The sequence below is a fragment of the Paenibacillus sp. 2TAB19 genome (assembly GCF_052115185.1).
Taxonomy (GTDB): Bacteria; Bacillota; Bacilli; order Paenibacillales; family Paenibacillaceae; genus Pristimantibacillus.
On record NZ_JBFRGE010000008.1, the window covers coordinates 47,788 to 61,143 of the forward strand.

Genomic DNA, 13,356 nt, shown 5'->3' on the forward strand with positions numbered 1-13,356 from the left:
CATTATTTAAACCATCTTCGCAATAAGGGGATTCGAATCATGTCGTAACGGTCGATGAATTTCATCCAAATCATGAGCAGCAGGTAGACGATCGCGCTGGCTGCGCAAGCAATAATCAAATTGATCCATTCCGCCGAAAGCGGCTCTTGATTCATCGTAAAGCGCGCGGCGGCTCCCATGATGAACATCGCTGCAATCACTTTGACGAAGTCAAGAAGCTTCATTCGGAAGCCGATAAATCGAAGCACGCTAATCGCATGCAGCAGCGTAACGAGCACGATATTGACGTTGATCGCGATAAGCGCGCCGTAAATGCCGAACTTCGGATCGGACGCTAGCTGCACGATCAATACAAGCTTGACGGCTGCTCCAAAGAAGGTGTTGACTAGCGCCGTACCAGGCTTATCGAGCGCTTGGAGGGCAGCCTGAAGCGGTCCTTGCAAATAAATGAACAGCCCAATCGGTGCGATAAGCTGCAGCATAGGGGCAATATCTGCATTGTTGTATAGAATGCGGCAGATGGGTTCGGCAAATAATAACATGACGACTACGAAAGGCGCTCCGAAAACGAGGGACAGCCGCATCGATTGGTGAAGCCGCTTATGAATTAAAGCGCGATCCCCCTTGGCTGCAGCCTCCGACAGAGACGGGACAAGCGAGACGGAGAGCGAATAGGTGAGCGCGGTTGGCAGAAGCAGCAGCGGAATAATCATCCCTTGCAGCGCGCCGTACTGAGCGGTTGCAATACCCGTTGCAATGCCTGCTGCCGCCAAGCTCCTTGCGGTGAAGATCGATTCCAGCAAGTATGACAATGAACCGACGAGGCGGCTGCCTGTTACGGGAATCGAAAGGCTAAGCAGCCGCCGAAGCGCTGGTGTTGCCTTCGTATTCGCAGTCGATTTTTCAGCAAGACCGCTTTCCCTTTTGTCACGCATGTATCTCCATAGCAGCACGGTGAAACCGCCGATCTCCCCTACTACTGCGCCAAGCATAGCTCCAGCCGAGGCCCATTCCAATCCTCGCGGCAGCAGCAGATACGCGAAAGTGAGGGAGGCGATTATACGGATAACGGTCTCCGTAATTTGCGAGATCGCGCTTGGAAGCATATTTTGTTTGCCTTGAAAATAGCCGCGATAGACCGATGAAACGGCAATGATGAGCAGCATCGGCGTCATCGCGACGAATGTGCGGTACACACGCTCGTCAGGAAGCACATGGGTCGTAATCCAAGGGGCGAACAGCAATAGAAGGGCTGTCATGCCGATACCTAATGTTGTAACTAGCCCCATTGCAGCCTTGAATATTTGCTTCACCCGGGCGGAGTCGCCTTGGCTCTCGGCTTCGGCGATCCACTTCGCAACGGCCAGCGGAATGCCGCCTGTTATGATGGTGAGCATGACCGTTAAGAACGGATAGCTTAGTTGGTATAAGCCAACGCCTTCGGCCCCGATAATGCGAGGCAATGCGATTCGCGGCACAAATCCGAGCAAGCGATTGATGATGCCTGCCGCCAGCAGAATCATCGCTCCTTTGATAAACGTTTGCTTCGTCATAGTTCATTGCCTCTTCTCTTCCGTATAGGGATGGCCCGCTTATTTTCGGATCAATGATTAGACAGGCTGGTAGTATCATCTTTATGCGAAGCATGTCCGGTTCAATGTCAGTCATTTTTGTGAAATCGTGATTACAGGGCAGGAATATGTACAACGGGCATCGAATAATACATGTCAGTCCGCTTACAGAGGAACAGATTAGGGGAGGTGCGTCATGGCTATCGAAAGCGAAGAGCTCAGCGTAATGATCGAGGAGTTGTGCAACAGCAAGGCAGAAGAATTCAGACTGATCGGCTACGAGCATGTTACGGGCAAGGAAGTATGGGAGTGCGTAAATGCAAAGTATGTCAAGAAAGGGCAGCCTGAATTGCATCAACTCGTCAATGACATCTTATCGCTTAAGGTGACGCAGTTCATGAATTATATGACGCTCAGCGCGTTCAAAGGAACTCCATTCTAACGAAAGGAGTTCTTTTCTTTTTGACTCGTTTTTGCAGCGTCTGTATAATAGGAATATTGAGATCATAAGGAGGATTCAGACGTATGTTTGGGAAGAGAATATTTGCCTTCCTTGCGATCGTGGTGATTATGTTTGGCGTAATCGCTTGGACAAGCCCGTCGCTCGTGAAAAATGTTCGATTAGGCCTTGATTTGAAAGGCGGCTTCGAGGTTCTGTACGAGGCGGTTCCGCTTGAAGGCGGGGAAGCGGTTACACCTGAATCGCTGAAAGAGACGGCGAGAAGCCTGGAAGAACGTGCTGACGCGCTCGGTATCGCCGAGCCGGAGATTACGACTGAAGGCACGAACCGTATCCGCGTTAAGATTGCGGGAGTTACAACGGAGGAAGAAGTTAAAGAAGTGCTTGCAAAGCCGATTAACCTTACCTTCCGCGACCCTGATGGTAAAATCAGGCTGGACGGCAGCGACTTCGTTCCGGATGGCGCGGGCATCGGTTATGACGAGTTGAACCAGCCGTTCGTAACGATCAAGCTGAAGGATGCGAAGAAGTTCGAAGACCTTACAAGAGAATTGATCGGTAAAACGTTAGCGATATATCTTGACGAAGACCCATTGTCAGCACCTATGGTCAACAGTGCGATCCCAGGCGGATCTGCAACGATTACGGGCAATTACACAACAGATGAAGCGAAAGACTTGCGCGACAAAATCAATCTGGGCGCATTGCCGCTCCAGCTTAACGAAAAATATACGCAATCCGTAGGCGCGAAGCTTGGACAAGAGTCGCTTCAGGATACAGTTACAGCAGGCATTATCGGTACGGCCATTATCCTCGTGTTTCTCGTTATTTTGTTCCGGATTCCGGGCGTCGTTGCTGGTATTACGGTAATAACGTATACGTGGCTGTTAGTTGCCGTGTTTAACTTGATGAATGCGACGTTAACCTTGCCTGGTATAGCGGCCTTCGTTCTCGGAATAGGGATGGCCGTCGATGCGAATATCATTATGTACGAGCGGATCAAAGAAGAGATTCGAAGCGGCAAGAGCTTGCTGTCGTCGCTTAAAGCCGGTTCGAAAAACTCGTTCCGTACGATCATGGATGCGAACATTACGAATATTATCGCAAGCGCCGTGTTGTATTACATCGGCAACGGTGCGATTCGTGGCTTCGCGCTTACGATGATATTCAGTATTCTTGTAAGTATGCTTACGAATATTTTCTTGTCGCGTTTCCTTATTATGCTGTTAATTAGGAGCAATATGTTTACGAAACCAAGCTACTATGGCGTGAAGGAGGCTGAGATTCGTGAACTATAATACGAAGATTCGGTTCGATTTTATTAAGAATCGGAATAAGTTTTTTATATTCTCGATCGCGCTGACTGTATTGGGTATTTTATCGCTGCTCATCTTCAACCTGAACTTCGGGGTTGATTTCAAAGCGGGTACGAATATGGATATATCCGTTGGCAAGAGCACGACGCAAGCGGAAGCGAAAGCGGTAATCGAGCAGGCGGGTATTAAAGGCATTACGCCGACAGTCGGCGGTGCGGGCAACGAGCGTGTATCTGCAAGGTTCGACGAGGTGCTCTCGCAAGACAAGATTACGGAAATCAAGAAAGTGTTCACGGAGAAATACGGCGAGCACGTATCGGCGGAGGTTAACGTTGTATCGCCAGATATGGCACAAGAGCTAGGCATTAAGACGATCTGGGCGATACTGATCGCCAGCGTCGCGATTATGATTTATGTGATGATTCGTTTCGAGTGGCGCTTCGCGCTTGCGGCGAATATTGCGATCCTGTATGACGCATTCGTCGTTATCGCGCTATTCTCGATCTTCCGGCTGGAAGTCGATCTGCCGTTTATCGCGGCGGTGTTAACGACGATCGGTTACTCGATAAACGACAAAATCGTTATTTTCGACCGGATCAGGGAAAATCTTCGCTTCGGTCAATTCAAAAGCCGCGAGCAGCTTGCGGAGATGGTTAACGCGAGTATTTGGCAAACGATGGCACGGAACATTTATACGGTACTTGCCGTGTTAGTTGTAGCTCTCAGCTTGTTCATCTTCGGCAGCGAATCGATCAAACTGTTCGCGCTGGCGAAAATTATCGGTCTGACAAGCGGCGCTTATTCTTCGATCTGTATCGCAAGCCCGTTGTGGCTGATGTTCAAAGGCGATCCGAAGACGAAGAAAGCGGCCAAAGTTTCAACAACGCCATAATAAAGATACAAAGCAGCGGTTAGGTTTGCGCAAGCGAGCCTAGCCGCTCGCCTCGCTTATGAGGCTGCAGAAGGAATAAGTTAATGCTTACGAAGTAAGTTTTGCTTCGCAAAACTTTTTAGGAGGGTGCCATGTCAACCGCACAGCGATATGCACAAGCAGAGGCCGAAGGATGGTCCGGCTTATGGGGACACATGCTGCTTACAATTATAAAAGGCGTAGTCGGCTGGCTGTCGGGCAGCAAAGCGTTGCTTGCTGACGCATTCCGTTCGGCTGCCGAGGCTGCGGGAGCTTTTGCCGCGCTGTCAGGGCTGCGCGACAATCGTCTGCGTAAGGAAAATAAGAAGACGATAACGACGAATAAGCAAGTGTCCGGCTCGAGTACGGGAGCACGGATTTTAATGTCTGTTCTGCTGCTCATTATCGGTTTGGAGATTGGTATATCCGCCATCCGCGAATTAGTAGAGGGCGTTGTTGATGCGCCTCACTGGAGCGCCCTTGTGGCGATTGCTGCAGGCTGGCTTTTCAAAGAGTTGTTCTCAGCGCAGAAGGAGAGGCATTCCGGTCTATATTGCTCGCTCGCGGCCTTTATCGGCGCTGGTGCGGCAATGGCCGGTAAGGCGCTGGACATTTCTGCTCTTTATTATTTTGACCCGGCAGCGGCGCTCGTCATAGCCGTTATTGTCGTGTACAACGGCTTCCAATTGGTACAGGCAATCGCCCGGAAGGACGCCAAGCAAGAGGCTCATGAAGAAGATCCGGATGAGCTTATGCAGCTCATTCAACGGGTGGAAGGTGTTGTAACGGTTGAATCGTTGCGCGCTAGGGAACATGGACATTACGTTGTTGCTGACGTAGTCATTAGCGTTAATCCGCGTATTACCGTACTTGAAGGACAGGAAATAGCTAAGCGTGTAAAGCAACTGCTGATGAAACGATTTTTGCATCTGACTGATGTATCTATATATGTAGAGCCGTACGATCCAGGTTATCCGTACAAATCGAATCATGATCCGAATCAGGAGCAGGTGCCAACGCTGCTGCAATAATGGCTGTGAGCAGACAGCGGAAGGGGGAAGCTTTTAAAATGATCCATAGGAAGACAAGATGGGAGATCGCGCCATGGAGCGAGCAGGACGAACGCCAAGCCGGTCTTATAGCTCAGGCGCTTCGCGTACCGTCTCTTGTTGCGAGACTGCTTGTCCAGCGAGGTCATAACAGCCCCGAGGCGGCAACGCGCTTTATCAACGGAGGGGAAGAACATCTTCACGATCCGTATTTGCTTCTAGGCATGGATAAGGCGGTGGAGCGCATACGAGCTGCCGGAGCTGCCGGGGACAAAATTCGCATATACGGCGATTACGATGCCGACGGCGTCTCAAGCACATCGTTGCTTATCTATTTATTTCGTCATTTAGGCTATCATTTTGATTATTATATTCCGCATCGCGCATTGGAAGGGTACGGTATGAACCGCGCTGCAATCGCACTGGCGGCCGAGGAAGGCGTTAAGCTGATCGTTACGGTCGACACCGGCATAAGCGCTTATGAAGAGGTCGAATACGCGAAGGAGCTCGGTATAGAAGTAGTAGTAACCGATCATCACGAGGCACCCGAGCGTATTCCGAACGCGTATGCGGTCGTTAATCCGAAGCAGCAGGGCTGCGGTTATCCGTTCAAAGGGCTTGCAGGCGTCGGCGTAGCGTTCAAGCTTGCTACGGCGCTATTGGAGCGCCCGCCGCTGGAATGGACCGATATTGTCAGCTTAGGCACGATTGCGGACTTAATGCCGCTAGTCGACGAGAATCGCATCTTCGTCAAATATGGCTTGGAGCGGATTCGCTCCGATGCGGGTGTCGGCTTCCGAGCGTTGTCTGAGGCTTGCGGCATTGAGCTTGATGTCATGACATCAACGTCTGTTGCCTTCGGTATCGCGCCGCGTATCAATGCGGCAGGACGCCTCGATCATGCGAAGCGGGCCGTTGAGCTCTTAACGACGACCGATTACGATACGGCTATATTAGCTGCATCGGGTCTCGACAGTTTAAACAAGGAACGCCAGCGTATTGTAGAATCAATGGTAAAGGATGCCGAGCTACAGTGGCTTGCGAAGTGTGCAGCGGCAGAAGACTCAGGCAAACCTTCGCCATCGGTCATTGTGCTTGCAGGGGAAGGCTGGAATGTCGGCGTAATCGGCATCGTAGCTTCGAAGCTGCTTGAACGGAATTATAAACCGGTGATCATACTCGGTATCGATGAACAGACAGGTATGTGCAAAGGGTCGGCCAGATCGATAGAAGGTTATGATCTGCACGCCGCTTTGACGGAATGCGAGCAATGGCTCGATCATTATGGCGGACATCAGGCCGCCGCCGGCATGAGCCTGCATCGTGATCATTTGGAAGCCTTCGAACAGAAGTTATGCGAGCTTGCACAGGCATGGCTAACCGAAGAGGACTGGATACCGAAGACGGCAGTCGATATTGTATGCAAGCTGGATGACGCATCGTTAGAAACAGTCACGCAGCTTGCTCAGCTTGAACCTTTCGGGATGGGCAACCTTTCTCCGCGGCTGTTGTTCCAGTCGGTTGAGCTTGCAGAGAAACGAACGATAGGCAAAGAGTCGAAGCATCTAAAGCTGCTGCTTGGAAGCGGCAGAAAGCTGCTTGATGCCATTGGCTTCAGCATGGGGCCGATATCGGAAGGGTTGGATCCGGGCTGTTCGATCGATATCATTGGGGAACTATCGATCAATGAATGGAACGGCAGACGCAAGCCTCAGCTTCAACTCCAGGATCTTCATTACCAAGCCGGAGAGAGAAGGCAGCAGTTCCCTGAACGGGAGCAGTTTATTATCATATACCAACAGCTTAAGAAGCTCGGCAGCGCTCCGCTTGACGGCTTGATCGCTAAGCTTGCAAGCCAGCATAAAATGCCCCTGGAGACGATAGAGCTAATGCTCGATGTCTTCGAGGAGCTAGCTTTCATTGAACGGCGAGACGGCTTGATGAACGCGGCATTGTCTCCAAGCAAGCGGGACTTATCCACTTCAAAACGTTATACGGATGCGCGAGAAATTGCCATGTTGCAGAAAGCGTAGATTATGTTAGGATAGAACAGTGATACAAGGAATAGAAAGGGTTGACGGTTCGTGTCGAATACAGAATACAACTTTAAAGATTATATAAGGGTCATCCATGATTTCCCGCAGCCAGGCATTCGCTTCAAGGATATTACGACTTTGCTTAAGGATGGCGGCGCTTATCGCGCAGCGATTGAAGAAATGCGCAAAGCCGTTGCTGATATGAAGATCGACATCGTTGCAGGTCCTGAAGCGCGCGGCTTCGTGGTAGGAGCTCCGCTTGCGCTTGCGCTAGGCGTAGGCTTCGCCCCTATTCGCAAGAGCGGCAAGCTGCCGGGCGAGACGATTACGGCAAGCTACGACCTCGAGTACGGTAATGATCAGCTCGCTATGCATAAAGATTCGATTCAGCCGGGACAGCGCGTTCTGATTGCTGACGATTTGCTTGCGACGGGCGGAACAATTGCGACTTCAATCAACCTTATTCGTCAGCTTGGCGGAGAAGTTGTKGGAGCTGCGTTCTTGATCGAGCTTGCATACTTAACTGGACGCGAGAAGCTCGAAGGCATTGAGGTATTCTCGCTTATGACCTATAACTAACGACCAATCCGCTGCCCGCAGCGGGATCAACCGCCACTTTCGCTGCCTTATGGACGCGGGAAGGGCGGTTTTTGCCAATATTAGAGGAAATTAGCAGTGGTAGCTGTTTACGCTGAACAGTTGACGCAATGCTGTAGTTACAGGCATAATATTAGAAAACTCGGAAAATGCATGGGCGGTCCTCATCTGCGATGCTTTCGATAGAATTACCGACATTATATTCACAGCATAAATTTCATCGCGAAACGAGCTTGTGCTGCCATTACAAATGGCTTCAGCTGTTTACGCTTTAAATTTATTGGTGAGTGAACCTCCGGTATCACMATCACAGCATAAATTTCATCGCGAAACGAGCTTCCGCTGATATTCAGCTTCAGCCGTTTACGCTTGGAAAGGGAAGTTTCATGGGCATTGAGCAATTACTTGAGAAGGCATCCGCCTATATGAAAGAGCAAGACCTCATACGCATTCAGGAAGCYTATGATTTCGCGGAACAAGCCCATCACGGACAAGTTCGAAAATCGGGAGAGCCCTATATCCTTCATCCGGTTACGGTTGCAGATATCCTTGTGGATATGCAGATGGACGTGCTGTCGATTATCGCAGCGCTGCTTCATGACGTTGTAGAAGATACGACCGTTGATTTGCAGACCGTGCGCGCGAAATTTGGCGAAACCTGTGCGATGCTTGTCGACGGCCTTACGAAGCTGGAGAAAATCCGTTTCCAGTCGAAAGAAGAGCAGCAGAACGAAAATTATCGTAAAATGTTCGTCGCCATGGCGCAGGACATTCGCGTCATCTTGATTAAATTGGCGGATCGTCTTCATAATATGCGGACGCTTAAATTCCAGTCCGAGGAGGCGCAGCGGCGGATCGCTTACGAGACGCTCGAGATCTTCTGCCCAATCGCGCACCGGCTTGGTATTTCGGCGATCAAATGGGAAATGGAAGACATCGCTCTTCGTTATTTGAATCCGCAGCAATATTATCGCATCGCCAATTTGATGAAGAAGAAACGGGCTGAACGCGAGCAATTTATTGAGGACGTCATCTCAAGAATTACCGAGAAGCTCGATGAAATGGGTATTGAAGGCGATATTTCGGGCAGACCGAAGCATCTGTACAGCATTTACAAAAAAATGACCAGCCGCAATAAACAGTTCAACGAAATTTACGATTTGATGGCTATTCGGATCATCGTCGACAATATCAAGGACTGTTATGCGACGCTGGGCATCATTCATACGCTTTGGAAGCCGATGCCGGGCCGCTTCAAGGACTATATCGCTATGCCGAAGGCGAATATGTACCAATCGCTTCATACGACGGTCATCGGTCCTAACGGAGAGCCTACCGAAGTACAGATTCGAACATGGGAAATGCATCGGACGAGCGAATACGGTATCGCGGCGCATTGGGCTTACAAGGAAGGCTCGATTGTACCAGGCGGAAGCTTCGAAGATAAGATGACGTGGTTCCGTGAAATTTTGGAGCTTCAACACGAAGCGCGTGACGCATCCGAATTTATGGAATCGCTCAAAATGGACTTTTTCGCCGATTTATTATTCGTCTTTACGCCGAGCGGGGAAGTCATTGAGCTGCCTGCGGGCTCCGTTCCGCTCGACTTCGCCTACCGCATTCATACGGAAGTAGGAAACCGTACGATTGGCGCGAAAGTAAACGGAAGAATCGTACCGCTCGATCATAAGCTTAAGACTGGCGATATTGTCGAGATTCTGACCTCGAAGCATTCTTACGGACCGAGCCAGGATTGGGTGAAGATCGCTCAGTCTTCCCATGCAAGAAGCAAGATCAGGCAATGGTTCAAGAAGGAGAAGCGCGAGGAGAACGTGGCGAAGGGCCGCGATCTGCTGGAGCGTGAGCTGAAGCGCCTTGGTCTTGAGCCGTCGGCGTGGCTGAGCGAGGATAAGCTGCAGGATGCAGCCGGCAAGTTCGCATTCAATGATATTGAGGATATGATGTCGGCCATCGGCTTTGGCGGCATAACGGCAGCGCAGATCTGCACGAAGCTGACGGAGAAGATGCGCAAGGAAGCCGAAGAAGCGAATCTGATCGAGCTGACAAGCGAGCCGAAGGAGCTTAAGTCTCCGGGTGCGAAGAAACCTCGCCCTAACCACGGCGTTACCGTGAAAGGCATCGATAACCTGCTCGTTCGTTACGCACGCTGCTGCAATCCTGTTCCAGGTGACGCGATTGTCGGTTATATAACGCGCGGGCGCGGCGTATCCGTTCACCGCATGGACTGCCAGAACATCCCGTTCGGCATGGACGGCGAAGAAGCGGAACGCGTGATCGAGGTCGAGTGGGAAGAATCGACAGACGCCAATTACAGCGTTGACATCGAGATCACCGGTCATGACCGCCGAGGTCTGCTGAACGAGGTGCTGCAGGCGGTATCCGAGAGCAAGACGAATATATCCGCCGTGACAGGACGTTCGGTCAAAAACAAAATGTCGCTCATCCATATAACGGTGCTCATCCGCAACATCGATCATCTCTCATCCGTGGTCGAGCGCATTAAGCGAGTGCAGGACATCTATTCCGTTCAACGGACGATGCAATAAACGAAGGAGCGTCAGCATACATGCTTGTGTGCTGGCGTTTTACATATTGGGGGATTAGTGAAGTGAGAGTCGTCGTACAACGAAGCAAGGAAGCGAAGGTAGTTATTGATGGCGAGACTGTAGGAGCAATCGACTTTGGTCTCGTGCTGCTGGTAGGCATTACGCACGAGGATACGATTGACGATGTGAAATGGATGGCTGACAAAGTGGCAGGATTGCGTATTTTCGAGGACGAGTCGGGTAAAATGAATCTTGCCGTAACCGATATCTGCGGACAGTTGCTATCAGTATCGCAGTTCACACTGTATGGGGATTGCCGGAAGGGGCGACGTCCGAACTTTATGGCGGCAGCTAGACCCGAGCAAGCGGAGCCGCTGTATGATGCGTTCAACGCTGCGTTGCGTGAACGCGGGCTTAAGGTCGAGACTGGACGTTTCGGCGCTATGATGAATGTGGAGCTAGTTAATTCCGGGCCGGTGACGCTTATTTTGGAGAGCGGCGCTTAAATGGCGCAGGAGCGGGCAACAATAAGCATGATACGGCGGCTTGCCGAAGGCGGGCGGCTTTAAAATGCGAATTGGAGGAAGATACCGCTTATGCATCAATCACGCAAGGAACAAGGGATAGAGCGCGCGATGAGAAGGCTGCTTCATCCGGATCGACGGGAAGCGAGAGCGATGGCCGAGCTGGAAGAGGATGTGGAGGCGGCCGAGGAGTGGGCAGGATTTCCCCAGCATCCGCGGCGCGACAACCCTTAGCTTCGATGAAACAGTGAGGCTGGCTCACTAAAAGATGAGGGTAATTTCGCTGAATTACACAAATGACGATTACTTGATCGATTTAGTGAGGTAAAACTCATTACCCATGAAGCTAGGTTCACGGGAAGTAAGGTTGGCCTCACTGTTTGTACGTGAAACGCAGCAGGCGGTCGATTTGAATGAGGATGGCAGCAGTAATAGTGAGATTTGCCTCACTTCTAGATGGTTTAGACAAGGGATAGATTACAGTGGCAAAGGTTCGTCGTAAAAACGCTTACGAATTTGTAATATTACTGTAATCAATCTCTAACTTTTTCTTAACACTGCTGTCCTATAATAAACCTCGACCCCTTTTTTTAAAATATATTTTACTTTTGGACCTACAACTCGTTTGTAGGTTTTTTTCTTTGTATGGGCAGCATAGATAAGAGCCGCTTGACTTTACACGTCGCGACAGGTAAAATAAGTCCTCAGTATAACTAAATTGGATTTGTTGATGGGAAAAAGTAATTCTTCTCGTATACCCAGAGAGGGGCGCCACTTGGCTGCAAGCGTCCTTATAACGATTGAATGAACAGACCTCCCGGAGAACAGACAGTGAACCTCGTAGTGCGCAAGCTATCAAGCTTGTTCTTACGTAGAAGTAGCTGGCTGCGGCTAACGGACGTTAACCGTTTTGAAGCGAGTCACCTTCCAATAGGAAGCGGCTCGGAATGTGGGTGGTACCACGGGAGATACACTCTCGTCCCTTTCGGCGCAAGCCGTTAGGGCGGGAGTTTTTTTGTGTTCAAATGAGAAAGCAAATGACTAACAATGGCAGGGGGCTTTACGATGGCATTTCAAAAATCTCCGGGAACGCAGGATATTTTGCCGGGCGTGGTGGAGAAATGGCAGTACGCGGAGCAGAAGGCCCGCGATATTTGCCGCCGGTATAATTTTCGCGAAATAAGAACGCCGATCTTCGAATCGACGGAGCTGTTCCAGCGTGGTGTCGGCGAGACGACGGATATCGTGGAGAAAGAGATGTACACGTTCACCGATCGCGGCAACAGAAGCGTCACGCTGCGCCCGGAAGGAACGGCGGGCGTTGTCCGCTCCTACGTGGAGAATAAGCTGTATGGCGAGCCGGACGTAACGAAGCTCTATTATGTGGGGCCGATGTTCCGATACGAACGTCAGCAAGCGGGGCGTTACCGCCAGTTTCATCAATTCGGCATCGAGGCGCTCGGGTCGGTAGATCCGGCGATTGATGCAGAGGTAATTGCGCTCGGCTACACGTTCTACACCGAGGTCGGCCTGAAAGGCGTCCGCGTCGAGATCAACTCGGTCGGTACGCCAGCCGTTAGAGCGGTGTTCCGTGAGCGTCTGCTTGCTTTYCTAGAGCCGAAGCGGGAACTGCTTTGCAAGGACTGCCAGTCGCGCATGGATCGTAATCCGCTCCGCGTGCTTGACTGCAAAGTCGATCAACAGCACTTCACGGACGCGCCGTCGATTCTGGACAGCTTGGACGAGGAATGCAGCAACCACTTTGACAAAGTAAAAATGTATCTTAGCGACATGGGCATCCCGTTCGAGATTAATCACAGGCTCGTCCGCGGTCTCGATTATTACACGCATACCGCTTTCGAATACAAGGCGGAAGGCATTGGCGCGATCGATACGATCGGCGGCGGCGGCCGTTACAACGGTCTTGTCGCGGAGATCGGCGGTCCCGATCAACCGGGCGTCGGCCTCGGACTTGGACTTGAGCGGACGATCATGCTGCTTGAGCATCAGGCAACCGAGCTGCCGGCGCTGAATGAGGTGGATGTATACCTCGTAGCGTTGGGCGAAGCGTCCGAGCGCGAGGTAACGAAGCTCGTCTATCAATTGCGGCAGCGCGGCGTACGCGCGGAGCGCGATTACCTCGGCCGCAAGATGAAGGCGCAGATGAAGTCCGCTGACCGTCTGCAAGCGAAGTTTACAGCTATCCTTGGCGACGACGAGCTTGCACGCGGCGAGATTGCGCTGAAGGATATGGCCAAAGGCGAGCAGCGCCAAGTCGCGCTGGATAAGCTTGCCGAAGAGATATTGGGTTCAAGCAACAGTTAAA

The 13,356-nt window shown here is 51.1% G+C and carries 11 protein-coding genes; 10 read left to right on the forward strand and 1 reads right to left on the reverse strand.

The annotated features are described in order from the left end of the window. Nucleotides 1–2: 2 nt before the first annotated feature. Nucleotides 3–1,553 (reverse strand): stage V sporulation protein B, encoded by a 1,551-nt coding sequence (gene spoVB, locus AB4Z33_RS05370; protein WP_442048936.1) that lies wholly within the window; start codon nucleotides 1,551–1,553, stop codon nucleotides 3–5. A gap of 214 nt (nucleotides 1,554–1,767) precedes the next feature. Between spoVB and AB4Z33_RS05375 the strand changes: the two genes are divergently transcribed. From AB4Z33_RS05375 to hisS, 10 genes are all read left to right on the forward strand, one after another. Further along, the gene (locus AB4Z33_RS05375; RefSeq protein ID WP_442048937.1) at nucleotides 1,768–2,013 is read left to right on the forward strand and encodes a post-transcriptional regulator; all 246 of its coding nucleotides are present in this window, start codon (nucleotides 1,768–1,770) and stop codon (nucleotides 2,011–2,013) included. A gap of 83 nt (nucleotides 2,014–2,096) precedes the next feature. Beyond that, nucleotides 2,097–3,329: a protein translocase subunit SecD gene (gene secD, locus AB4Z33_RS05380; RefSeq protein ID WP_442048938.1), complete on the forward strand. Its 1,233-nt coding sequence runs from the start codon at nucleotides 2,097–2,099 to the stop codon at nucleotides 3,327–3,329. Next, a complete protein-coding gene (gene secF, locus AB4Z33_RS05385) occupies nucleotides 3,319–4,239 on the forward strand; it encodes a protein translocase subunit SecF (RefSeq protein ID WP_442048939.1) in 921 nt (306 codons plus the stop codon). Before secD ends, secF begins: the two co-directional genes overlap by 11 nt. 131 nt (nucleotides 4,240–4,370) lie before the next feature. Next, nucleotides 4,371–5,288 carry a cation diffusion facilitator family transporter gene (locus tag AB4Z33_RS05390; RefSeq protein WP_442048940.1) on the forward strand — a complete coding sequence of 306 codons (918 nt, stop codon included), beginning with the start codon at nucleotides 4,371–4,373 and terminating at the stop codon, nucleotides 5,286–5,288. Then, nucleotides 5,288–7,339: a single-stranded-DNA-specific exonuclease RecJ gene (gene recJ, locus AB4Z33_RS05395; RefSeq protein ID WP_442048941.1), complete on the forward strand. Its 2,052-nt coding sequence runs from the start codon at nucleotides 5,288–5,290 to the stop codon at nucleotides 7,337–7,339. The genes AB4Z33_RS05390 and recJ overlap by 1 nt, the downstream gene beginning before the upstream one ends. Before the next feature lie 51 nt (nucleotides 7,340–7,390). Continuing rightward, complete coding sequence (locus AB4Z33_RS05400) at nucleotides 7,391–7,921, forward strand: adenine phosphoribosyltransferase (protein ID WP_442048942.1); 531 nt, start codon at nucleotides 7,391–7,393, stop codon at nucleotides 7,919–7,921. Nucleotides 7,922–8,325: 404 nt separating this feature from the next. Beyond that, nucleotides 8,326–10,506, forward strand: coding sequence for a RelA/SpoT family protein (locus AB4Z33_RS05405; RefSeq protein ID WP_337099503.1), 2,181 nt, complete (start codon nucleotides 8,326–8,328; stop codon nucleotides 10,504–10,506). Nucleotides 10,507–10,568: 62 nt separating this feature from the next. Beyond that, nucleotides 10,569–11,012 (forward strand): D-aminoacyl-tRNA deacylase, encoded by a 444-nt coding sequence (gene dtd / locus AB4Z33_RS05410; RefSeq protein WP_442048943.1) that lies wholly within the window; start codon nucleotides 10,569–10,571, stop codon nucleotides 11,010–11,012. 90 nt (nucleotides 11,013–11,102) lie between these two features. After that, nucleotides 11,103–11,264, forward strand: coding sequence for a hypothetical protein (locus tag AB4Z33_RS05415; RefSeq protein ID WP_337099501.1), 162 nt, complete (start codon nucleotides 11,103–11,105; stop codon nucleotides 11,262–11,264). 831 nt (nucleotides 11,265–12,095) lie between these two features. After that, on the forward strand, nucleotides 12,096–13,355 hold the full coding sequence (hisS, locus tag AB4Z33_RS05420; RefSeq protein ID WP_442048944.1) for a histidine--tRNA ligase: 1,260 nt from the start codon (nucleotides 12,096–12,098) through the stop codon (nucleotides 13,353–13,355). Nucleotide 13,356 lies beyond the last annotated feature (1 nt).